The 23,793-nt window shown below is 46.5% G+C and carries 26 protein-coding genes; all 26 read left to right on the top strand.

Translation table 11 applies throughout. The annotated features are described in order from the left end of the window. The first annotated feature begins 28 nt into the window (after positions 1–28). The 26 genes from KQI22_RS09575 (at position 29) to KQI22_RS09450 (ending at position 23,768) form a co-directional block, all read left to right on the top strand. Positions 29–775 carry a hypothetical protein gene (locus KQI22_RS09575; protein WP_216551845.1) on the top strand — a complete coding sequence of 249 codons (747 nt, stop codon included), beginning with the start codon at positions 29–31 and terminating at the stop codon, positions 773–775. A gap of 47 nt (positions 776–822) precedes the next feature. Beyond that, complete coding sequence (locus tag KQI22_RS09570; RefSeq protein ID WP_216551844.1) at positions 823–1,491, top strand: hypothetical protein; 669 nt, start codon at positions 823–825, stop codon at positions 1,489–1,491. A 296-nt stretch (positions 1,492–1,787) separates the two neighbouring features. Continuing rightward, a complete protein-coding gene (gene spoIIIAA / locus KQI22_RS09565; RefSeq protein WP_216551843.1) occupies positions 1,788–2,732 on the top strand; it encodes a stage III sporulation protein AA in 945 nt (314 codons plus the stop codon). Continuing rightward, on the top strand, positions 2,729–3,238 hold the full coding sequence (locus KQI22_RS09560) for a stage III sporulation protein AB (protein ID WP_216551842.1): 510 nt from the start codon (positions 2,729–2,731) through the stop codon (positions 3,236–3,238). Before spoIIIAA ends, KQI22_RS09560 begins: the two co-directional genes overlap by 4 nt. Positions 3,239–3,261: 23 nt before the next feature. Next, a complete protein-coding gene (gene spoIIIAC, locus KQI22_RS09555) occupies positions 3,262–3,456 on the top strand; it encodes a stage III sporulation protein AC (protein ID WP_216551841.1) in 195 nt (64 codons plus the stop codon). A 20-nt stretch (positions 3,457–3,476) separates the two neighbouring features. After that, the gene (locus tag KQI22_RS09550; RefSeq protein WP_216551840.1) at positions 3,477–3,860 is read left to right on the top strand and encodes a SpoIIIAC/SpoIIIAD family protein; all 384 of its coding nucleotides are present in this window, start codon (positions 3,477–3,479) and stop codon (positions 3,858–3,860) included. Continuing rightward, positions 3,860–4,906, top strand: a complete 1,047-nt coding sequence (locus tag KQI22_RS09545) for a stage III sporulation protein AE (RefSeq protein ID WP_216551839.1) — start codon at positions 3,860–3,862, stop codon at positions 4,904–4,906. Before KQI22_RS09550 ends, KQI22_RS09545 begins: the two co-directional genes overlap by 1 nt. Positions 4,907–4,934: 28 nt before the next feature. Then, complete coding sequence (locus KQI22_RS09540; protein ID WP_216551838.1) at positions 4,935–5,309, top strand: hypothetical protein; 375 nt, start codon at positions 4,935–4,937, stop codon at positions 5,307–5,309. A gap of 1 nt (position 5,310) precedes the next feature. Continuing rightward, positions 5,311–5,934 carry a hypothetical protein gene (locus tag KQI22_RS09535; protein ID WP_442905254.1) on the top strand — a complete coding sequence of 208 codons (624 nt, stop codon included), beginning with the start codon at positions 5,311–5,313 and terminating at the stop codon, positions 5,932–5,934. 18 nt (positions 5,935–5,952) lie between these two features. Next, positions 5,953–6,786 carry a SpoIIIAH-like family protein gene (locus KQI22_RS09530; protein ID WP_330623333.1) on the top strand — a complete coding sequence of 278 codons (834 nt, stop codon included), beginning with the start codon at positions 5,953–5,955 and terminating at the stop codon, positions 6,784–6,786. 185 nt (positions 6,787–6,971) lie between these two features. Continuing rightward, the gene (locus KQI22_RS09525) at positions 6,972–8,132 is read left to right on the top strand and encodes a phosphopentomutase (protein ID WP_216551836.1); all 1,161 of its coding nucleotides are present in this window, start codon (positions 6,972–6,974) and stop codon (positions 8,130–8,132) included. A 46-nt stretch (positions 8,133–8,178) separates the two neighbouring features. After that, positions 8,179–9,774, top strand: a complete 1,596-nt coding sequence (locus tag KQI22_RS09520; protein WP_216551835.1) for a peptide chain release factor 3 — start codon at positions 8,179–8,181, stop codon at positions 9,772–9,774. Between the two features lie 12 nt (positions 9,775–9,786). Next, positions 9,787–10,998 carry a transglutaminase domain-containing protein gene (locus KQI22_RS14070; protein WP_216551834.1) on the top strand — a complete coding sequence of 404 codons (1,212 nt, stop codon included), beginning with the start codon at positions 9,787–9,789 and terminating at the stop codon, positions 10,996–10,998. Positions 10,999–11,105: 107 nt separating this feature from the next. Further along, positions 11,106–11,495 (top strand): Asp23/Gls24 family envelope stress response protein, encoded by a 390-nt coding sequence (locus tag KQI22_RS09510; protein WP_022004780.1) that lies wholly within the window; start codon positions 11,106–11,108, stop codon positions 11,493–11,495. Positions 11,496–11,508: 13 nt separating this feature from the next. Continuing rightward, on the top strand, positions 11,509–11,928 hold the full coding sequence (nusB, locus tag KQI22_RS09505) for a transcription antitermination factor NusB (protein WP_022004781.1): 420 nt from the start codon (positions 11,509–11,511) through the stop codon (positions 11,926–11,928). Positions 11,929–12,064: 136 nt separating this feature from the next. Beyond that, positions 12,065–13,270 carry an exodeoxyribonuclease VII large subunit gene (xseA, locus tag KQI22_RS09500; RefSeq protein WP_216551833.1) on the top strand — a complete coding sequence of 402 codons (1,206 nt, stop codon included), beginning with the start codon at positions 12,065–12,067 and terminating at the stop codon, positions 13,268–13,270. A 20-nt stretch (positions 13,271–13,290) separates the two neighbouring features. Then, positions 13,291–13,509, top strand: coding sequence for an exodeoxyribonuclease VII small subunit (gene xseB / locus KQI22_RS09495; protein ID WP_216551832.1), 219 nt, complete (start codon positions 13,291–13,293; stop codon positions 13,507–13,509). Continuing rightward, positions 13,496–14,392, top strand: a complete 897-nt coding sequence (locus tag KQI22_RS09490; protein WP_216551831.1) for a polyprenyl synthetase family protein — start codon at positions 13,496–13,498, stop codon at positions 14,390–14,392. The genes xseB and KQI22_RS09490 overlap by 14 nt, the downstream gene beginning before the upstream one ends. Before the next feature lie 9 nt (positions 14,393–14,401). Beyond that, on the top strand, positions 14,402–16,270 hold the full coding sequence (gene dxs, locus KQI22_RS09485; protein WP_216551830.1) for a 1-deoxy-D-xylulose-5-phosphate synthase: 1,869 nt from the start codon (positions 14,402–14,404) through the stop codon (positions 16,268–16,270). Between the two features lie 15 nt (positions 16,271–16,285). Then, the gene (locus KQI22_RS09480) at positions 16,286–17,101 is read left to right on the top strand and encodes a TlyA family RNA methyltransferase (RefSeq protein WP_216551829.1); all 816 of its coding nucleotides are present in this window, start codon (positions 16,286–16,288) and stop codon (positions 17,099–17,101) included. Further along, entirely contained in the window at positions 17,094–17,954 is an 861-nt protein-coding gene (locus tag KQI22_RS09475; RefSeq protein ID WP_216551828.1) for an NAD(+)/NADH kinase, read from the top strand. The genes KQI22_RS09480 and KQI22_RS09475 overlap by 8 nt, the downstream gene beginning before the upstream one ends. Then, positions 17,954–18,403 carry an arginine repressor gene (argR, locus tag KQI22_RS09470; protein WP_216551827.1) on the top strand — a complete coding sequence of 150 codons (450 nt, stop codon included), beginning with the start codon at positions 17,954–17,956 and terminating at the stop codon, positions 18,401–18,403. Before KQI22_RS09475 ends, argR begins: the two co-directional genes overlap by 1 nt. A gap of 87 nt (positions 18,404–18,490) precedes the next feature. After that, positions 18,491–20,185 carry a DNA repair protein RecN gene (recN, locus tag KQI22_RS09465; RefSeq protein ID WP_216551826.1) on the top strand — a complete coding sequence of 565 codons (1,695 nt, stop codon included), beginning with the start codon at positions 18,491–18,493 and terminating at the stop codon, positions 20,183–20,185. Positions 20,186–20,384: 199 nt separating this feature from the next. Beyond that, the gene (gene spoIVB / locus KQI22_RS09460) at positions 20,385–21,725 is read left to right on the top strand and encodes a SpoIVB peptidase (protein WP_216551825.1); all 1,341 of its coding nucleotides are present in this window, start codon (positions 20,385–20,387) and stop codon (positions 21,723–21,725) included. A 289-nt stretch (positions 21,726–22,014) separates the two neighbouring features. Then, positions 22,015–22,743: a CpsB/CapC family capsule biosynthesis tyrosine phosphatase gene (locus KQI22_RS09455; RefSeq protein WP_216551824.1), complete on the top strand. Its 729-nt coding sequence runs from the start codon at positions 22,015–22,017 to the stop codon at positions 22,741–22,743. Next, positions 22,740–23,768: an LCP family protein gene (locus tag KQI22_RS09450; protein WP_216551823.1), complete on the top strand. Its 1,029-nt coding sequence runs from the start codon at positions 22,740–22,742 to the stop codon at positions 23,766–23,768. Before KQI22_RS09455 ends, KQI22_RS09450 begins: the two co-directional genes overlap by 4 nt. Positions 23,769–23,793 lie beyond the last annotated feature (25 nt).

Below are 23,793 nucleotides of genomic sequence, written 5' to 3'. Positions count from 1 at the left end.
AATCCTACTATAGAAAGAGGCGTATCCAATGGGATTTTTGGTAAAATTATTTGGTGGTGTAGAAAAATCTGAAGTAGAACAGATGAAAGCAAGCCATCAGGCAGAACTCGACAAAATGAAAAAGCTGTATGCAGAGCAGATTGACGAGATCCAGACAGCGTTCCGCGCCAAAACCGCCAGCCTGAAAAAGGATCTGGAGGAATATAAGGAAAATAATAATACAGAGGAACTGAGCGCCGCACATGAGGCGGAGCTTGATAAGATGAAAAAACTGTATGCGGAGCAGATTGATGAGATCCAGACAGCGTTCAGGGACAGAAATAATTCCCTGCAGACAGAGTTATCCCGGTATAAGGAAAAGAGCGCAGCTTTTGAAGAAGAAATGAAAGAGCGGGATGAAAAGCTCGATAAGATGAAGAATCTGTACAATGAACAGATTGATGAGCTTCAAGCAGCTTTTCGCGAGAAGAAGGAATCTGACCATGAAGCTGAAATGGAACGCATGAAAAATATTTACGAGAGCATGCTGAAGGAGATTCAGGAAACATTCCAGGAAAAGCTGAAACAGCTGCAGGATGAACTTACATCAGCCAATGAGCAGGTACAGCTTTACAAGACCGGAATGGAATCTCATGAGGCAGAGCTTGAAAAGATGAAAAAGCTGTATGATGAACAGCTTTTAGAGGTACAGACAGCTTTCCGGGAGAAAAATGCAGAGCTGCAGGGGCAGATCGACAGATTCAAAGCACAGCTTGGCAGTCTTCTTGCCGACTAAAGCTGACAGGGGTAAAAATACTATAGAATGTAATGGAGTGAATTGGGATGGACAACAAAATACTGACTGAAGAAACAGAAAAGGAAACAGTAAAAGAAGTGGAAAATGGGGTTTCCGCTTCGGATGAAGCGATTAAGGCTGTAGAAGCCATGAAAGCGGCTGCCAGTGCGCAGCAGGCAGAAGATGCGGTTTATATCGAGCCGGGTATGGCATGGAGGAAAGCTCTGAAAGATCTGGAAGAGGAGATTGAAAAAGAGCTTGGAAAAGCCAATGCTGTTGTAGCAGATGTCATTGCAAAGGAAAAGGCAAAATGTAAAGATGCAGTGGCAAAGGAATTCGCTGAAAAAGAAGCGGATATGAGCAAAGCGCATGAAGAAGAAACAAAGAAGCTGACTGCGGAAAAAGAAGAAGCGGAAAAGAAACTGGAAGAGCAGCATGCACAGGAGCTCAAGGAACTGACACAGAAATATGAGGCAGAGCTGAAGGACAGCAAAGAGGCACATGAAGCAGAGCTGGAAAAAATGAAAAATCTGTATGATGAGCAGCTTGCAGAGGTACAGGAAGCATTCCGTGAAAAGACAGCAGGCTTCCGCAAAGAGATCGATCATTATAAAGAGCAGATCGAAGTACTTATGCTACATATAGATGATCCGTTTGTCCTGCAGGAGATCCAGATGAAACAGTCCCAGCAGCCACAGGAAAAAGAAGCAGAATAAAATATAATTGAACATCAGAGAAATAACAGGGCTTCGTAGTTTACGACTACGAAGTCCTTTTTTCTGTCATAAGTTTGTCTCCTCCTTAATATGCTGTAGTGAGGAAAGAAACCAAGCATTGTCGTATATTTGCGAAGCAAATGTACGGCGTAATAACCTGCTTTGCAGGTTATAGAAGTTTTCTCCGAACGTATTCACGTAAGAGAAAATCAGAACGTACGAAGTGCGGCTGACGCGTAAGCGGCAGGATTTTCGAGTATGGGTAGGAAAAGGAGTAAGACAAAGGAGAGGATCACATGCAAAAAACAACCAGTATATTACAGATGTTCCCGCAGAAGCTGCGGCTCTATTTTGAACAGGCGGCAGAGTATGAAGACCTTGCTGAAATACGGATCCGGTGCAGACAACCTGTTATGCTAAAGAGGGGCAGCAAAGAATATTATCTGGCAGCGGACGGATCCGCACATATTGACAAACCGGAAGAATGTCTGATTTTGAACGTGGGACAGGTAGAAAGCATCTTTGTGCATTTATGCCAGTATTCCCCCTATGCCTACGGGGAAGAACTCAGACAGGGCTTTATCACCGTGGCGGGAGGACATAGGATCGGCGTGTCGGGGCAGGTTCTGTCGGAAAATAAAAGTATCCGCAGCATCAGGAATATCCGTTTTTTGAATATGCGTATCTCCCATGAGATCAAAGGTGCAGCAGATGCTGTCCTGCCTTTTATCATGCAAAAGGATATGCCATGTAACACAATGCTGATCGCAGGACCGGGGATGGGAAAGACAACCATGCTCAGGGATCTGATCCGGCAGCTTTCCGATGGCCTTATGCTGGATGGCAGAAAGATACCGGGCTTTACAGTCGGTGTGGTAGACGAAAGAAGCGAGATCGCGGGCTGTTTCCTGGGAGAGCCACAGAACGATGTGGGGATGCGGACAGATGTGCTGGATAACTGCCCGAAAGATGCGGGCATGGAAATGCTGCTGCGCAGTATGGCACCACAAATCCTTGCGGTGGATGAAATTGCAACGGAGCGGGATGTACAGACACTGCAAAAGGCAATGCATTGCGGAACGAAGGTACTGGCAACGGTACATGGGACTTCTTTTGCAGAACTGGAGAAAAAGCCGTTTTTACAGCCGCTTCTGCATATGCAGGAATTTACAAGATTTATTGTCCTAAAAGGGCAGGGAGAGAGTCTTGTATACAATGAGAAGGGGGAACGGCTCTTATGAAATGGATCGGCTTTTTTCTTGTACTGATCGGAAGCGGCGGTATCGGATTTTCACTTGTTCTGGAATATACAGGGCGGCTGCGGGAACTGACTGCGGTCAGGCAGATGATCCACTATATCGCCGATACGATCTTATATGACGGTCTGCCGCTTGCGGAGGCATTTTTCAGGTGCAGTATGCGGATGGAAGGGGAATATGGTGCGTTTCTGGAACAGACGGCACAGCAGATCGAGACCTTTTGCGGAGAGGATCCGGCGTGGCTGTGGAAAAGCAATGCAGCTATGCTGTCTGACCGGCTGAAAAAGAAAGACTGGGAAAAGTTTGCGGATTGTATGGCACAGACAGGCTTTTCGGATCCGGGCGGACAGGTGCAGGTACTTCGGCTTTACGAAGAGGAATTATCGGATCAGATCGTAAAGCTGGAAAAACAAAAGGAAGAAAAATGTAAGCTGTATCAGACGATCGGTATCATGGCAGGTGTATTTATCTGCATTCTGCTGTTCTGACGGCAAAGTAAGGGAGAGAAAAGATGAGCATAGCTCTTTTATTTAAAATGGCGGCGGTTGGGATCCTGGTTACGATTTTGAGCCAGATATTAAAAAACAGCGGAAGAGAAGAATATTCTTTTTTTGTAGGTCTTGGAGGACTTATTTTGATCCTGACCTGGCTGGTACCTTATATCAGTGGGCTGTTTGATACCGTGGAAGCATTATTTCAGCTATAGGAGGGAGGCTGCAAACACAGATGGATGTTCAGAAGCTGATCCTGTTTGGTATGGTGGCGGTTGTCTTTGTACTGATTTTAAAATCCATGAAAAGTGAGTGGGGGCAGCTCCTTTCTCTGACAGCAGCCCTGATGATAGCCCTGTATCTACTGGAGCTTTGTAAGGAGGCAGGTGATTTTTTGATGGGGATCGGCAGATATGTAGAGAATGCGTCTTCTTATCTGCGTATTCTGTTGAAAGCGGTCGGCATTACTTATTTGTGTGAGTTTACGGCGAATCTGTCAAGAGATACCGGAAACAGTCTGATCGCGGGACAGATCGAACTCTGCGGGAAAATCGCGGTATTGCTTCTGGGGATCCCCATTCTGGCTTCTTTGCTGCAGGTACTTGAGGGGTATTTATAATGGAAGATTTATTACAGTATTTTGATTTCAGCGAAGTAGACAGTGTGACTGCAAAACTGGCGGGAACGGATGCGGTCAGTTTTTCAGATCTGTTCGGGCTGCTCATAAAAGGTGATTTTACAGGGGCTTATAAGCTGCTTATGCAGGAACTGGGGCAGCTTTTCTTCCCGGGGATCACAGCGTTTCGGGAGATTCTGCTTGCCATTCTGGGAATTGGAATGGTAGCAATGCTGCTGCATTATCTGGCGGGCTTTGTAAAAAACAAACAGGTGGCGGATATGACGGCATATTTTATATATCTGCTCATGATGATCCTGCTGTTCCGCTATGTGACAACAATGCTTTCACTGTCAAAGCAGAATCTGGAAAATCTGCGGGAATTTATGTCTGTGCTCGTTCCGGGCTATTTTCTGTCCGTGTCGCTTGCAGGCGGCAGTGTGGCAGCAACTGTAAATTATCAGTTTTTTCTGCTGCTTTTGATGGGAGTGGATTATATTTTGCTGAATCTGCTGCTTCCCTGCAGCAAAGGCTGTATTTATCTGGCTGTTATGAATGGGATAGATGACAGGGGGCGGATGAAGGAACTGATCAGACTGGCGGAGCGAACCCTTTCTCTGGGCATCAAGCTCTGTCTGACGGTCACGGTTTCCGTCAGTACGATGCAGAATCTGATCGCGTCCAAGCTGGACGGGGTGCAGAAGTCATTGCTGCAGCGGGCGATCGGCAGTATTCCCGGGATCGGGGATCTGTCCGAGTCCATGGTGCAGGTATTTATGGGATCGGCGGGACTGATCCGGAATACGATCGGAACAGCCGGGATGTGTATGCTGTTTTTTCTTATGATAAAGCCTCTTTTCAGAATCTTCTGTATACTGGCGGCTATGAAACTGGGAGGAGCCTGCCTGGGGCTGATGGGACTGAAAAATCTGGCAGCTACAGTGTCACAGATTGGGGATGGCGGGATCCAGATCCTGAAGATCAATCTGTGCGCCCTTCTGGCATTTTATATTGCAATTTTAATGACAATGGTTATTGTGAGAGGCTGATGCTTTTCATATAAGGAAAGGGAGAAGAATGGATCTGCTGCAAAAACTGTGCTGCTTTTTCGTTCTGGCAAAGATCGTACTGCAGATGTGTCCGAGCGAGAAATATGAAAAATATCTGCAGGTGCTTGTGACCTGGATGTTGTATGCCATGATACTGCTGCCTCTTTTGGGAAAGGGAAAAACAGACAGCCTGCAGAACTGGCAGCAATTTCAGAAGGAATATGAAAAGAGCTTTGAAGAACGGATGACAGATATTGATCAGATGCTTTCGGTTCCGAAAGAGGAAGACCTGCAGGCGGATCTGACAGACTCTGTATTACAGAAGATGCAGGAAGTGCAGAATGCAGAGCAGGAGAAACAAAACGCAGAGCAGGAACCGGAACAGAAAACGGGAGGTGAATAAAATGAAGCCGGATCTGAAAAACTATATACAAAAACTGGGAAAGCTTGGAAAAGACCGTTTTATCCTGCTTTTTCTGGCAGGTATCCTGCTGATTATCATTGCAATGCCGCTTCCGCAGGAGAAACAGGGTAGTAAGCAGAATGCAACTAAAAAGCAGACTGCGGCGGATCAGAGCGCAGGGGGAAATGAAACAGGCTCTGCTGCCGGAGAAACGGAGATGACAACCATGCAGTATGGGGCGTATCTGCAAAAACAACTGGAAACATTTTTAAGCAGTGTGGATGGAGTAGGAAAAGTAAAGGTCTGCCTGACTATGCAGGCGTCCAAAGAACTGGTTCCGGCGCATAATACGCCATACACGAGAAAAAGTGAAGAAGAAATGGATGAAAATGGTAAGCGTACGCTAACTGAGACACAAAATGATGCACAGATCATTTTATATGAACAGGCAGACGGCAGTCAGTCTCCGCTGATTATCAGGCAGATCGAACCGACGGTAAGAGGCGTTGTCGTTGCGGCGCAGGGGGCGGGAAGCCCAAAGGTACAAAATGAGATTGTGGAGCTTCTTGAGGCATTATTTGGGATAGAGGCACATAAAATAAAAATAGTAAAACTGACTACATAGAAAGGGAAGGAGACAACTGTGAAAAAGCTGTGGAAAAGAAATCAGATCATGATCACGGCTCTTGCGCTGATGATCGCGATCGCCGGATATCTGAATTTTATGGGAAAGAAGGTAGATGAAGAAAATCTGTTTACAACCTCTGCCCAGTTTGAGGAGGCTTCCGGTGTTGCGACGGAGGATGGAACAGATATGGCGGCAGTGACGGATATTACGGATGAATCACTTGCGCTTTTGCCGGATCAGGAAAACGGAGCGATCGATGAATCGGCAGCGATGACGGACATTGACAGCATGGATTCCGAGGATGAAATGGTATACAGTGATTATCTGGATGAAAATCAGGCGGAAAATGTAAGTGCTGCGGCAGATGATGCGGCGCTGGACGAAACAGCAACGGCAGGAACGGATGAGAACACTGCTTCGGGAGAAGTGGCACAGGTAACGGAAGATTATACGGGAGAAACACCTGGTGAAGCGGTGTTTACCAGTTCACAGGCAATCAGCTCCATCGCCGGAGCAAATCTGATGAAGGAACAGACCAGAGCCAAGAATAAAGAGGCACTTCTGAATATCATCAATGCGGAAAATCTGCCGGAGAGCGCAAAACAGGATGCGGTAAACAGCATGATCGAGCTGACGGATATCACACAGAAGGAATGTGCCGCTGAAATCCTGCTTGAAGCAAAAGGCTTTGCAGATGTTGTTGTATCGATCAGCGGGGATATTGCGGATGTGATCGTACAGGCAAATGACCTGACAGAGGCGCAGAGAGCCCAGATCGAAGATATCGTTTCCCGCAAAACAGGCATCGCCGCAGAAAACATAATCATATCACCCGTAGCAGAGCAGTAGAAAAAGTGGTATAATATAACGAACACGTAGAAAAACAAGCAGTTGCATAGCAACTATTTGTTTTTCTGTGTTCGTTAACGAGCGAACCGTCTGTGTAGCAGACAGAAGAGCGCCGTAGGCGCGGGTTCGCGAGTATATCAGAAGAGATAGAAGAACTAACCGTCTGCGAAGAAGGAGGTATTCCTATGAAGAGAGTTTTTTTGATCGTTCTTGACAGTTTTGGCATCGGCGAAATGCCCGATGCAGCAGCATACGGAGATCAGGGGACAAGCACGATCCGTTCCTGTGCGACATCACCGTATTTTCATATGCCAAATATGCAAAAACTCGGTCTGTTTAATATAGAAGGTGTCGATGTCGGCGGAAAGGTTCTGCCGGTTACAGCGCCGCTTGCGCGGATCGCGCGGATGCGGGAGGCTTCCCGCGGGAAGGATACAACGATCGGTCACTGGGAAATATCCGGTATTATCTCGCCAAAGCCACTGCCGACTTATCCGAACGGATTTCCGGAAGAAGTGTTAAAGCCGTTCCGGGAGCAGACAGGACGTGGTGTGCTCTGCAACAAACCGTATTCAGGCACAGAAGTGATCAAGGCATACGGCGATGAGCATGTCAGGACCGGAGATCTGATCGTTTACACATCCGCAGACAGCGTATTCCAGATCGCCGCACATGAGGATGTGGTACCACCGGAGCAGCTTTACGAATATTGCAGGATCGCCCGGAAAATACTGCAGGGAGAGCACAGTGTCGGTCGTGTGATCGCCCGCCCGTTTATCGGGACAAGCGGTCAGTATACAAGAACGCCGAGAAGACATGATTTTTCACTGGAGCCACCGAAACAGACGATGCTGGATGCGATCACAGAGGCAGGACAGGATGTGATCGCGGTCGGTAAAATCCATGATATTTTTGCGGGCAGAGGCATGACGGAATTCACGTATACGTCCGGTAATGCGGAAGGGATCGAAAAGACACTTTCTTATTTGCAGAAAGATTTTAACGGATTATGCTTTATCAATCTGGTAGATTATGATATGTTATATGGGCATCGTAACGATATAGACGGTTATGCAAAGGCACTTGCGTATTTTGATGAGAAGCTGCCCCGGATCATGGCTGCCATGCGGGACGAGGATATGCTGATCATTACGGCAGATCATGGCTGTGATCCCGGGTATACGGTTTCTACAGACCATTCAAGGGAACATACACCGTGTATCATGTACGGAAAGCAGATAAAACCGGAAAATCTTGGTACGAGAGAAACTTTTGCGGATATCGGTGCAACAGTGCTTGATTACCTTGGAGTAACCGGAGATATTGCCGGAAAATCTATGCTGTAGTATATAGAAAAGCAGAAAAAGAAATACAACTGGAAGGAAAGTAGCAATGAACAACAAGTATGAAGCGGAAATCAACAAAAGAAGAACCTTTGCCATTATCTCGCATCCTGATGCAGGTAAGACGACACTGACAGAAAAGTTCCTGTTATACGGCGGAGCCATCAATCTGGCAGGTAGTGTAAAGGGAAAGGCGACAGCCAGACATGCGGTATCTGACTGGATGGAGATTGAAAAGGAGAGAGGTATTTCCGTTACATCTTCTGTGCTGCAGTTTGAATATGACGGTTTTTGTATCAACATTCTGGATACCCCGGGACATCAGGATTTCTCCGAGGATACTTACAGAACCCTGATGGCAGCAGATTCTGCGGTCATGGTAATTGATGCCAGCAAGGGTGTTGAGGCGCAGACAAGAAAGCTGTTCAAGGTCTGTGTCATGAGAAAGATCCCGATCTTTACCTTTATCAATAAAATGGATCGTGATGCAAATGATACATTTGAGCTTTTGGACGAAATAGAAAAAGAGCTTGGGATCGCAACCTGCCCGATCAATTGGCCGATCGGTTCCGGTAAGAATTTCAAAGGTGTCTATGAAAGAAAGTCAAAATCAGTCTTTACCTATTCCGATACGGAAAAGGGAACAAAGGAAGGCGAAACAGAGATCATTCCGATCGCAGAGCGGGACAAGCTGACCGCAGAGATCGGAGAAGATGCCCTTTCGCTTCTCGAGGAAGAGATCGAGCTGCTTGACGGTGCCAGTGCAGAATTTGACCTGTCTGAGGTGCAGAGCGGTAACCTGACACCTGTATTCTTTGGATCAGCACTGACGAACTTTGGTGTGGAAGTATTTTTAAAGCATTTCCTGGAAATGACTACAACACCGCTTCCGCGTATTTCCGATAAAGGCCCGATCGATCCGGTGGAAAATGAATTTTCTGCTTTTGTGTTCAAGATCCAGGCAAATATGAATAAAGCCCACAGAGACCGTGTGGCATTTATGCGTATCTGTTCTGGCCGTTTTGACGCGGGCATGGAAGTCAAGCATGTGCAGGGCGGAAAGGTCATGCGTCTTTCCCAGCCACAGCAGATCATGGCAGATTCCAGAAAGATTCTGGACGAAGCCTATGCAGGCGATATCATCGGTGTCTTTGATCCGGGTATTTTCTCGATCGGTGATACGCTCTGTATGCCAAAAGATAACTTTAAATATGCAGGTATCCCGACTTTTGCACCGGAGCATTTTGCACGTGTCAGACAGCTGGATACCATGAAGAGAAAGCAGTTTGTAAAGGGCGTGACACAGATCGCGCAGGAAGGTGCGATCCAGATCTTCAAGGAGTTTAATACCGGTCTGGAAGAGATCATTGTCGGCGTTGTCGGCGTACTGCAGTTTGACGTTCTGAAATACAGACTGGAAAATGAATATAATGTAGAGATCAGACTGGAGCCGCTTCCGTATGAGCATATCAGATGGGTGGAAAATACAGACCTTGATCTGAATAAGCTGGTTGGTACTTCTGATATGAAGAAGGTAACGGATATGAGAGACAATCCATTGCTTCTCTTCGTGAATCCATGGAGCATTCAGATGGTGCTCGACAGAAATGAGGGGCTCGTGCTTTCTGAATTCGGTAAAAATTAAAAGGGGAACAAGGTGCGGAAAAAAAGAATCCTTTTCCTGCTTCTGTTTCTTCTGGGCGTCAGTATCTTATGGGCTGGCAGGCTGCAGGAGGAACAGACAGGGACAGCAGAAAATCTGACTAAAGAGGAAAGTCTGTCTTCGGATGTACAGGAAATGCCGCAGGCAACAGCGGATATCACGCCCGTACAGCGCATGACACAGATGCAGGGAGCCAAAGAGCCTGCCCGGGAAGTGCAGGATACGCAGGATGGGCTTTTTTATTATGAAGCACTTTCCGATGCGGAAAAAGAAGCGTATTGTCAGATCTATACGGCGCTGATCAGCAGGCAGAAGGAGACGTTGTCTATTTTGGACAGCGGGCGTGCAGAGGTACTGTATCAGTATGTGCTCAACGATCACCCCGAGATCTTTTATAGCAGTTCCTTTTCTCTGGAAGGCAGGGAAAGAAACGGCGTACTTTCCAGTCTGTCCGTGCAGCCTGTCTATACGATGACAGAACAACAGCAACAGGAAAAACAGCAGCAGATTGATCAGGTGGTGAACGCATTTCTGACAGCGATGCCTGCAGGGCTGGATGCCTACGGACAGGTCAAATACGTGTATGATTATGTGATCGACCATACGGACTATGTGTTGGACAGCCCGGATAATCAAAATATCTGTTCCGTCTTTTTAAACGGAGAAAGTGTCTGTCAGGGATATGCCAAAGCAACACAGTATCTGCTGAAGAAACTCGGTTTTAAAGTGACGCTGATCTTCGGTACGGAGCAGACAGGTGCGGATCATGTCTGGAATCTGGTCAAAGCAGACGGTGATTACTACTATATGGATACGACCTGGGGAGAAATGCAGTTTTCGGATCAGGGAGAAAGCAGGGGGATCAATTATAACTTCCTGCTGATCACGACGGAAGAACTTTTGCAGACGCACCGGATCGTATCGGAAATCCCGGTTCCTGTCTGCACGGCGGAGCGGGATAATTATTATGTCAGGGAAAAACTGCTGTTTCAGGAAAAGGATTATGACAGGCTGAAGCTGTTGATCGAGCAGGAAAAGGCAAAAGGCGAAACGATTGTAAGATTCCGGTGCGGCAGTGAGCAGCTATACCGGGAAATGCTCGATGAGCTGTTTGAACAGCAGAAGATCTTTACGCTCGTAAACGGAGACGCTGTGACGTACAGCAGTGATGATAAGATGCATACAATTTTTGTTTTTATGCAATAATCGTCCTAAAACCTTTCCAAAGACAGGAAAATTTGATATAATTACCTGCAAAGCAGGTTATAACGCGTGGCATATCCACGAGCCTATAGAAGAAAGGAGACCACAAAATGGAAAAAGAAACAGAACGTGGCACTTATGTATTAAAGGAAGATGAAAAGCTGGGAGCTGTCCAGATCGCAGATGATGTTGTTGCAATGATCGCAAGCCTTGCAGCTGCTGAGGTAGAAGGTGTATCTGCTCTGGTTGGAAATATTACAAACGAGCTGATGAGCCGTGTCGGTATGAAGAAGCTGACAAAGGGCGTTAAGGTTGAAGTTGTGGACGGTGTGGTATCCGTAGATATCGCGATCGTGATCGAATATGGACACAATATCCCACAGACAAGCCGCAATGTACAGAATAAGGTAAAAGCAGCTATTGAAAATATGACAGGGCTGGAAGTTGCCGATATCAATATCCGCATTGCAGGCGTGAATATGCAGGAAGAGAATAAATAATAGGGACAGACTGATGAGCAGAAGCAAATTAAGAGAAAAAGTATTTCAGTTGTTATTCCGTATTGCATTCGGAAGTGAAGAAGAATATGAAGAGCAGGCAGCTTTGTTCTTTGCGGACGAAGAGCAGGAAACACTGACAGAGAAGGAACAGAAACAGATCCAGGATAAATATGATCAGATCCTGGCGCATTTAGACAAGATCGACGCACAGATCAATGAAAAATCAGTTGGCTGGAATGTCAGCCGCCTTGGTAAGGTAGAGCTTGCCATTATGCGTCTTGCCGTGTATGAGATCTTATTTGACGATACGATCCCGGGCTCCGTATCCATCAACGAAGCGGTAGAGCTGGCAAAGAAATACGGTGCGCAGGAATCCCCGGCGTTCATCAATGGGGTACTTGCCAAGTTTGTTCCCAAAACAGAAAATTCATAAGAATTTTCTGTTTTGTAAATACTCCGTTGGATGCGCACTCGCGCAAAGAGGAAAAACTGCTTCGCAGATGCGCTCGGCGCAAGAGTTTTGCAATGCAAAACTCTAAAATAGAAAATTCATAAGCGAGAAATAATAAATGAAGCAAAATGTATATACTGTCAGCCAGGTTAACAGTTATATCAAAAACATGTTTGCACAGGATTTTTTATGCAGTTCCATTATGATTAAGGGTGAACTGAGCAATGTGAAGTACCATGGCTCTGGTCATATCTATTTTACCCTGAAAGATACTGGAGCTGCTATTTCATGTGTAATGTTTGCAGGAAACAGAGGCGGACTCAGCTTTCGGATGGAAGCAGGGCAGCAGGTTGTTGTAGGCGGAAGCCTGGATGTATATGAACGTGACGGAAAATACCAGCTTTATGCCAGGCAGATTGAACGTCTGGGAGACGGCTATCTGTATGAGCAGTATGAGAAGCTCAAAAAAGAGCTGGCGGAAATGGGCATGTTTGATGCTGCCTATAAAACAAAGATCCCGTTTTATGTCAGAAAGCTGGGTGTTGTGACAGCGCAGACAGGAGCTGCAGTCCGGGACATCATCAATGTGGCAAAGCGGCGGAATCCTTTTATTGAGATCATTTTATATCCTGCCATTGTGCAGGGGGACCAGGCGGTCCATAGCATCATAAACGGAATCCATGCACTGGAAAGAGAAGGCGTTGACGTGATGATCGTCGGACGTGGCGGTGGCAGCATAGAAGACCTCTGGGCATTTAACCACAGAGAAGTGGCACAGGCGGTTTTTGACTGCTCCGTTCCGATCATTTCGGCGGTCGGACATGAAACGGATACGACGATCATTGATTATGTGGCTGATCTCAGAGCACCGACGCCATCTGCCGCAGCAGAGCTGGCAGTCTGTGACATGGCAGCAGTTGTGCAGCAGCTCTATGACCTGTCACACAAGGTAGTGACAGCCATGCTGCAAAAATGTAAGCAGCAGAGACTGTTGACGGAAAATATGGCACTGAAGCTCCGCAGTGTATCGCCGCAGATGGTACTCAGACAGCATCGTATGCGGATCCTTTCCTTAGAGGAACAGCTTTCCTATCACATGGAGCGAAAGCTTGCAGCCCAGCAGCACAGGCTGGAGATCAGTGCGTCGCGTCTGGAAGCATTATCGCCGCTGGCAAAGCTGAAACAGGGCTATGCATATGTGACAAAGGAGGAACAGACCCTGACAAGCACTGCACAGATCACAAAGGATGATCAGATCCGTATTTATCTGCAGGATGGCTATGCAGATGCCCGGATCGAGGAAACATATCAACAATCTGTATGATAAGACAGGCAGGAGAGCATATGGCAGAAGAAAAAAAGGAACTGTCTCTGGAGGAGGCATTTGAAAAACTGGAAACAGTCATCGAAACACTGGAACGACCGGAGACCTCTTTGGAGGAATCCTTTCAGGCATATAAAGAGGGAGTTTCCCTTGTGCAGCTTTGCAACCAGCAGATTGACCGCGTAGAAAAAGAGGTCAGGGTGCTTTCGCAGGAAGGAGAAGCCGATGAGCAGCTTTAAGGAAACACTGGAGCAGAAAACAAAAGAGGCAGAGGAGATCATCAATGCATATCTGCCCAAAGAAGAAGGCAGTCAGAAGACCGTCATGGAAGCGATCAACTACAGCGTGAAGGTAGGAGGCAAAAGGCTCAGACCGATCCTGATGCGGGAAGCCTTTACAGAGCTTGGCGGGCAGGGAGATCTGATCAGGCCTTTTATGGCAGCCCTTGAAATGATCCATACGTATTCCCTGATCCATGATGATCTGGAAGCGATGGACAACGATGAATACAGACGCGGACAGAAAACAACCCATGTGGTGTATGGCGAAGCGATGGCAATTCTGGCGGGCGACGGACTTTTAAACCTGGCATTTGAAACCGCAGCATCCGCATTTTTGCTTGCGTCGGGTGATACAAAGGCGGAAAAGGCAATGCTGATCCTCGGCAGAAAGGCCGGTATTTATGGCATGGTCGGCGGACAGGTAGCGGATATTGAGGCAGAAGAAGCAAAGGATCCGCTCACCATGGAGCAGCTTTTATTTATCCATGAAAATAAGACCGCAGCACTGATCCAGTCTGCACTTATGATCGGCGCGGCACTTGCGGGCGCAGGGCAGAAGCAGATCGATGAAATGGAACGGATCGGTTATCTGGTAGGTGTTGCCTATCAGATCGAGGATGATATTCTGGATGTGACGAGCACATTGGAAGAACTCGGAAAGCCGATCGGCAGTGATGAGAAAAATCATAAGACAACTTATGTGACACTGGTTGGCATTGAAAAAGCAAAAGAAGAAGCGGAAAGACTTTCAGAGGAAGCACTTGACAGATTACACACTCTGATGGGGGAGGATACGTTCCTGGAGGAACTGATCAGAAGTCTGGTAAACCGCAGAAAGTAGGCAGGGGCTATGTTGCTTGACAGTATACAAAAAGCAAATGATATCAAAAAAATAAATGAAAAAGATCTGGACAGTCTGGCAGCAGAGATCAGACAGTTTTTGATCGAGAAGATCAGTGTATCGGGCGGACATCTGGGTTCCAATCTCGGTGCAGTGGAGCTGACTATGGCACTCCATCTTTCTCTGGATCTGCCGACCGATAAGATCGTATGGGATGTCGGGCATCAGTCCTATACACATAAGATACTGACAGGAAGAAGAGAAGGTTTTGAAACACTTCGTAAATTCGGTGGTATGAGTGGCTTCCCGAAGCGGAAGGAAAGTGATTGTGACTGCTTTGATACAGGGCACAGCTCCACCTCGATTTCCGCAGGACTTGGGCTGGCGCAGGCAAGAGATCTTCTGGGCGAGAAGCATACCGTCGTATCGGTGATCGGGGATGGCTCCCTGACCGGCGGAATGGCATATGAGGCACTGAATAATGCGGCGCATCTGGATACCAATTTTATTGTGATCTTAAATGACAATAATATGTCCATTTCCGAAAATGTAGGCGGTGTATCCACTTACTTAAATTCCATCCGTACGGATGCCAAATATCTGGATCTGAAGGACAGCATTTATTACAGACTTCTCGAAATGCCAAAATATGGACAGGCGATTGTCAAAAAGATCCAGAATGCAAAAAACGGTATCAAGCAGCTGATGATCCCGGGTATGTTTTTTGAGGATATGGGGATCAAATATTTAGGACCTGTGGACGGACATGATATCAAAGCACTCAGACGTGTTATTACGGAAGCCAAACGTGTCAAAGGAGCCGTGATCATTCATGTCATTACCCAAAAAGGGAGAGGCTACACGCCTGCGGAGAGACATCCGGCCAGATTTCATGGCGCAGAGCCGTTTGACATTGCGACCGGTATTCCGAAAAATCCGCATACAAAAGCAAATTATACGGATGTGTTTGCAACTGTAATGAATAAAATGGCGGAAAAGAATGATAAACTTGTGGCGATCACAGCCGCAATGCCTGACGGAACAGGGCTCAAGCGTTTCCGAAACCGTTATCCGGAACGATTCTTTGATGTAGGAATTGCGGAGGAGCATGCGGTCACATTTGCTGCAGGACTGGCAGCAGGCGGCTTGAGACCTGTTGTGGCGATTTATTCTTCGTTTCTGCAGAGGGCTTATGACCAGATTCTGCATGATGTCTGTATTCAGAATCTGCCTGTTACTTTTGCAATAGACAGGGCGGGACTTGTCGGAAGTGATGGAGAAACCCATCAGGGTATTTTTGATTTTTCATTTCTTTCGAGTATACCGAATATGCATATCATGGCACCGAAGAACAAATGGGAGCTGGCTGATATGATGAAATACGCAGTTTCCTTTGAGGGACCGATCGCAATCCGATATCCACGGGGAGAGGCATATGACGGTCTGGAGGAATACAGACAGCCGATCGCCTATGGAAAAGCGGAATGGATCTACCAGGAGAAAGAAATCGTGCTGATCGCAGTCGGCAGTATGGTAAAGACCGCGGAACAGGTCAGACTCCGTTTGAAAGAAGAAGGCTATGCAAACTGCAGCCTTTTAAATGCGCGGTTTGTAAAACCGATCGATGAAGAGACAATCTTAGATGCAGCAGGAACACATTCCCTGCTCGTCACAATGGAAGAAAATGTTTTAAGCGGTGGCTTTTCGGAAAAAGTCATTGATCTGATGGAAGCAAACGGAAATCCGGCAGAAGTGCTTCCGATCACCTTACCGGATGAATATGTAGAGCATGGAAATGTAGAGCTACTGAAAAAAGAGGTTGGCATTGATACGGAGTCGGTCGTCAGAAAAGTTCTGGCAACGCTGAAAAACAGGTAAAGAAAGGCTCAGAGCATGAAAGAAAGACTGGATGTATTACTGGTGAAGCAGGGATTTGCACCTTCCAGAGAAAAAGCGAAGGCAATTCTGATGTCCGGTATTGTATATGTGGACGGACAGAAAGAAGACAAAGCAGGAACCATGTTTGATCCGGAAAAAATAAAAATAGAAGTGCGTGGAAATACGCTCCCCTATGTCAGTAGGGGCGGACTGAAGCTGGAAAAAGCACTGCAGGTATTTCCAATCGATCTGCAGGAAAAGACCTGTCTGGATATCGGGGCTTCTACAGGCGGATTTACGGATTGTATGCTCCAGAACGGAGCCCAAAAGGTATTTGCGGTAGATGTCGGACACGGACAGCTTGACTGGAAGCTCAGAAATGATCCGAGAGTTGTCTGTATGGAAAAGACGAATTTCCGTTATATGCAGGCGGATGCACTCGGTGAGCAAGTAGATTTCGCTTCCTGTGATGTCTCTTTTATTTCACTCACAAAGATCTTAGGACCGGCTTTTGCACTCTTAAAGCCGCACGGGCAGATGGTATGCCTGATCAAGCCACAGTTTGAGGCGGGCAGAGAAAAGGTGGGGAAAAAGGGTGTCGTGACAGATAAGGCTGTGCATAGGGAAGTGGTGGAAAAGATCACACAGTTTGCCATGCAGACGGGCTTTCATCTGCTGGGACTGGATTTTTCACCGATCAAAGGACCGGAGGGCAATATAGAGTATCTTTTGTATATGGAAAAAGAAAATGATCTGGCAGAGGGCGTGAATCAGTTGTCTGTCCAGATTGCGGATGTTGTAGAGAAGGCACACGGGAAATTAGATGGATAATTTTTATATTGTGACGAATGTGACAAAAGATAAGTCACTGGAAACAACAGATTATATTGAGAAATATCTGACAGAGCATGGCAGGCATGTGACGGTCATGGTCAGAGGCGGAATTGAAAAAGGCGTGCAGGAGGAAAAACATCTGCTGCAGATTCCACCGGAGACAGATTGCATTTTAGTGCTGGGCGGAGACGGAACGCTGCTTCGGACAGCAAGAGATACGGTCGGGCTTGGGATTCCGCTTCTGGGGATCAATCTTGGAACACTCGGCTTTCTGGCAGAGGTGGAAAAAAGCGGCATTACGGATGCACTTGATCATCTGATGCAGGACAGCTATGAGATCATGGATCGGATGCTGTTGTCGGGAAGTGTGATCCGGGACGGAAAAGAAATACTGAAAGCACATGCGCTGAACGATATTGTGGTAAACCGCTGCGGGCATCTGATGGTGCTGAATTATGAGGTGCTTGTCAACGGACAGCTTTTATGCCATTATAAGGCTGATGGTATGATCCTTGCATCGCCGACCGGTTCGACGGGATATAATATGTCTGCGGGAGGTCCGATCGTAGAGCCGGGGGCAAGGTTGATGGTGATGACACCGATCTGTCCGCATACACTGAATACAAGAAGTATCATTCTTTCGCCGGAGGATCAGGTCGAAATTGTGATCGCGGAAGGCAGAGACGGGCAGGCGCAGCAGGCGGAAGTCAATTTTGACGGTGGTCAGGCACAAGTGCTGACAACAGGTGACAGGATCAGAGTGCACCAGTCGGAACAGGTTGTCCGGCTTTTGCATATCAATAAGGTGAGCTTTTTACAGATGCTTCATAAAAAAATGGGTGAAGGATAATGAAAAGAAACAGACAGGAAGCAATCCTGCGCGTGATCTCACAATACGAGGTGGAGACGCAGCAGGAACTGGCGCAAAGGCTGAAAGAAGAAGGCTTTGAAGTCACGCAGGCGACGGTATCCCGCGATATCCGGGATATGAAGCTTTCCAAAATGCCGACGGGAGACGGGCATCAGAAATATGTCCGCTTTCATAATGATGAAAAGCATCTTTCCGGGAAATATGTCAATGTACTAAAGGAAGGATTTGTTTCTATCGATATGGCACAGAATATTCTGGTCGTGAAAACAGTGTCCGGAATGGCAATGGCGGTCGCAGCGGCGATCGATGCCATGAAATATCCGGAGATTGTCGGTACGATCGCGGGAGACGATACGATCATGATGGCGGTCAGAACGGTAGAAGATACAAAAAGTCTGATGAATCAGATTCTGCAGTTGGTTCACTAACTGACAATCTGTAACCTGCTATGCAGGTTGACTGGTCGCACATTTGCTCCGCAAATATGTGACAAAATCTGGAGTATAAGGAAAATCATGTTAGAAAGTTTAAAGGTAAAAAACGTTGCGCTCATTGATGAGTCCGAAGTGACATTTGGAGAGGGACTCAATATTCTGACCGGTGAAACGGGTGCGGGTAAGTCGATCCTGATCGATTCGATCAATCTGGCACTCGGTGCCAAGGCGGACAGCAGTCTGATCCGTCAGGGGGCGGAATATGCATATGTGGAGCTTTGCTTTCAAGTAAATAATGCTTCCGTGATACAGAAGCTGAAAGAACTGGAAGTCTTTCCGGATGAAGAGGGCAGAGTCCTTTTGCAGAGAAGGATCATGCCCGGAAAGAGCAGCTGCAGGCTGAACGGAGAAAGTGCCACAGGCAAGCTGCTGCAGCAGGCAGCAGCTGTTTTGATCGATGTACATGGACAGCATGAGCACCAGTCACTTCTCAATGAAAAAAAGCATCTGGAAGTACTGGATGCATTCTGCGGGGACAAATTACAGGCCGTCAAGCAGGAACTTGGAGCCGCCTATGCAGCTTACAGAGAAAAAGAAAAACTGGTAAAAGAAGCGCTGGACGAGGATGGCAGCAAAGACCGGGAGATCGCGCTTGCCAGATTTGAGCTCGAGGAAATAGAAGCAGCAGCTCTGATCGAGGGAGAAGATGAGAAGCTGGAAGCTGATTTCAGAAGGATGGAAAACAGCAGGCAGATCGGTGAAAGTCTTTCCCAGGCGGATGCCTGCTTAAATAGCTATGAACAGGAAAATGCAAGAGACATGATCGGTGCAGCGGCAAAATGTGTGAACGATGCGGCAAAATATGATGCATCACTTGCGCCGTGTGTAGAGAGCTTTGCACAGGTGCAGGAGCTTTTGCAGGATATCGGCAGAAGTCTGGGACATTATATGGAAAGCATGGAATTTGATGCGCAGACTTATACAGAAACAAAAGAACGTCTGGATACGATCAATAAATGCAAAACAAAATATGGCAATACCATTGCCGAGATTTTGGCATATGCACAAAAACAACAGGAATTTCTGCATAAATATGATGATTTCGAGCAGTATAAAATAAAGCTGCAGGAAGAGCTGGCGCAGCAAAAAGAAACACTGCGTGCCCTTTGCCAGAAAGCATCCAAGATCAGATGCAAAGAGGCTGCAAAGCTGGAAAAAGAAATGAAGCAGGCACTTCTTTCCCTGAATTTTCCGTATGTGGATTTTGCGATAGAAGTGGAAAACAGCGAGACGCATTTATCCGCAAACGGAATGGATCACGTCCGGTTTTTGATCTCGTTAAATGCGGGGCAGGAAAAGAAACCGCTGTCGCAGGTGGCAAGCGGTGGTGAGCTTTCCCGTATCATGCTGGCGCTCAAATCCGTGCTGGCAGAGCAGGATGAAACAGAAACGCTTATCTTCGATGAGATCGATGCGGGCATCAGTGGCAGGACTGCCTGGAAAATATCGGAAAAACTGGCGATCCTTGGCAGAGCCCATCAGGTCATCTGCATTACACATCTGCCGCAGATCGCAGCGATGGCGGATCAGCATTTTGTGATCGAAAAGCAGCAGGATAAAAATGGCACGCAGACAAAACTGACGGCACTTTCCAAAGACGGTATGCTTTCCGAGATCGCCCGCCTGCTCGGCAGTGATAAGATCACGGATGCAGTGATGCAGAACGCCGGCGAATTGAAAGCCATGGCAGACGAAGCAAAGAAAACAGCAAAATAATACCAAACTAACCTGAAAAATAACGCACATACTAAAAGAGAAATCTTTAGTATGTGCGTTATGTCATGTAGCGAGGTAACGAAATCAAGCGGCAGCGAAGCTGACATTTGATTTCGCCTGAGCGTACAACGAGAAAATCAAAAGCGCGAAGCGCGGCTGACAGCAGAGCTGGCAGGATTTTCGAGTCTGTAGCAGATACATGACGTATGGAAAGGAAACAACCATGGACAGAGCCAGAAAAATTTACAGATATATGCTGTTTTTCATATTATTACTCAGTCTGCTTCTGATCGGCTTTCTGGGCTACCGGATCAAAAAAATGATCCCCGATCAAATCCTGCTGCGTAAAGGACAGACAGAGGAACTGGACATCGGGATTCCGGTTTCTGCTGCGGTACAGACAACAGGTGCAGATCGCAGCAAAGATAGTACAAGGATCACAACACCTGTGGTATCTGCTTTCCATATGACTTCCGATACAGGAACCAGTTATGAAATGCAGCTCCGTTTTCTGGGGATCATTCCGCTGAAAACCGTGCAGATGCAGACAGTGGCGGAGCAGGATGTGATGGTTTCCGGTAAACCAATCGGCATTTATTTAAAGACACCGGGCGTGCTTGTGATCGATACCGGCGCATTTACAGGCAGTGGTGGGGAATCTGTCTGTCCGGCAGATGGCATCCTGCAGTCCGGGGATTATGTCGTGCAGATCGATCATACAGATCTGGAAGGCAAAAAAGATTTTGTGAACAGAATCAAAAACAGTAATGGGGAGCAGATGATCTTTACGATCCAAAGAAACGGAGAAAGGTCAGAGGTGCGTATTACACCGGCGCAGTGCGAGGAGGGTGTCTATAAGATAGGAGTATGGGTCAGAGACAGTGCGCAGGGAATCGGGACAATGACCTATGAGACAGCAGATGGGCATTTTGGTGCCTTGGGACATGGCATCGCGGATGCGGATATCGGAGAATTATTGGCACTTTCCAAAGGCAGTATTTATGATACCTGTATTCTGGCAGTCCATACATCGGATGGGACAAAACCGGGGGAACTGACAGGCGTTCTCAGCTTTGAGGAAGAAGATTACCTTGGCAGGATCGAGGAAAATACGGAAGCCGGGATCTATGGAAGCTTTTGTAAACCATCCGGATCTGACAGCCAAGATGAGGTGATCATAGAGACAAGTGCGGCTGCATCCGGAGAAAGCGATGTGAAAGGAAATATGAAATACCCTATCGCGTTTAAGCAGGAGATCAGGGAAGGTGCTGCTCAGATCTATACCTCTTTTGATGGAACAGGTGCATTTTATGACATCGAGATCACACGGCTTCGCTATGAAGAGGACAGTAACCAGAATATTACACTGACAGTGACGGATCCGGAGCTTCTGGCCAAGACCGGAGGGATCGTGCAGGGCATGAGTGGCAGCCCGATCCTGCAGAACGGAAAGATCGTGGGCGCAGTTACCCATGTGCTTGTGAAGCAGCCGGAAAAGGGATATGGGATTTTTATAGAAAATATGTTAGAACATAATTAAGAAAATCTTCAGAAAATGATCCGGGCAGATTGAAAACTGACATAATTACGAAACAAATGAAATTGCAATTCCTTATTTTGGTAAATAGTTACAATTTCCAAAATGTGATAGGACGGACAGCTGCAAAAAGTGTCAGAATATAACGAAATTATGACCGGAATAGATGGAATTATATATGTGACAATGTGTGTGACGGCTTTTGACAATGCTTGACAGAAAATGCATTATTGCGTATAATTTGACATTGGTACAATATATAAGGACCTTTCAATTAAATGGAGATACACCAATGATAGACGTTCATTGTCATATTTTACCGGGGATTGATGATGGCAGCAGGAATATAGAAGAGTCTAAAGCTCTCATCAGTGAGGAAATGAATCAGGGGATAGACACAATCATATTTACACCGCATTTTTATGCGCAGAGGGATTCCGTAGGTCATTTCTTGGAAAAGCGGGCAAACAGCTTTTCACACTTACAATCAGCAGTACAATTTGAAAATATGAATCTAAGAACCTTCTTGGGCGCTGAAGTATACTATTTTGGTGGTATTGGTAAGGCAGAGATGGTATCTGAACTTTGTGTACAGGGAACGGATCTGTTACTATTGGAAATGCCTTTTTGCCAGTGGACAAAAGCTATTTTTGAGGACGTAAAACTTTTGGTAACCAAAAGAAATTTTACTGTGATTCTGGCTCATGTCGAACGGTATTTTCAGTTTCAAAAGGACAGTAAAGTTATGAGACAGGTGTTAGCGCTTCCTCTTATCGTGCAGCTGAATGCCGGAAGTTTTCTGGAAGGAGATAAGCTGACTGATTTTGCAGGCAGAAAGAAGAAAAAACAATGTCTTTCATTATTGGCAGAGGATCGGGATGTTTTGCTTGGATCGGATGCGCACAATATGACTGTCAGAAAGCCAAATCTGAAAATGGGCAGAGCGGTGATCGGGGAAAAAATCGGTACGGACAGGCTGGATCGGATCGACAGTCTCGGAGAAAGGTTACTTGGGTTATGACCAAAGCAAAAAAGATAAAGATAATATTGGGAATAGGTGTTTTCGTCATTCTGATCGTAGTTCTCTACGTAGTGCTGCAGAAGATCGATGAAAGAAATACGGTCGAGACCGATGGAGAAGATGCTTATCTGACCAGTGATAATGACATTGTATTTGATGGTGAAATCTATGAGCTGGACCATCCGGTAAAAAGTTATCTGATCATGGGAACAGACGGAAGTGGAAATGAAAATGTCAAAGGAGAACAGTACGAAGGCTCTATGGCGGATTTCCTGATGCTTATGGTAATTGATGAAACAGATAAGAAATATGGATTTCTTGCATTGAACCGTGATAGTGTGGCTGAGATCCCGATGATGGATAAAAGCGGCGATGTGGATATGTACAATGAAATGTATCTCTGTCTGGCGCATGCATACGGCGGATCTAAGAGACAAAGCTGTATCAATACAGTGAATGCCGTTTCTACCTATTTACATGATGTCCCGATTGGTGGTTATCTTGCCATTCCGATGGATCATATATCTGATCTGAATCATGTCCTTGGAGGTGTCACGGTGACGCTTGAAGATGATTTCTCAGCAGAGGATGTACAGATGAAGCCTGGAGAGACAATAACGCTTACGGATGAACAGGCAGCAATCTTTCTGAGAGGAAGGATGGAAGTCGGGGATGGAACAAATCTCAGTCGTATGAGAAGGCAGAAAGCCTACCTGGAAGCAGCGACGAAAAAAATCCGGGAGCAGAATGCGCAGGATGCGAAATTTCTCGCAAAAGCGTATGACCAGATCATGACATATGCCACATCTGATCTGAATATGAATGCGATCACAAAGCTTGCTAAAAATATGGATCAGTATGAGTCACTGGGATTTTTACAGATTGAGGGAGAAACAAAACTGGGGAATGACAGACTTGGAGATGGGCAGGTGCATAATGAATTTTATGCAGATGAGACATCTTTAAAAGAGAATGTCATGAAACTTTATCCGCTTGTCGATACCGGAAAATCCGAAGATGATTAAAATAGAGCGGAATACAGAAATCAGT

This window comes from Kineothrix sp. MSJ-39 (genome assembly GCF_018917935.1).
Taxonomy (GTDB): Bacteria; Bacillota; Clostridia; order Lachnospirales; family Lachnospiraceae; genus CAG-194.
Note: the sequence above shows the minus strand (reverse complement) of the source record. Positions and strands in the feature narration are given on the sequence as shown.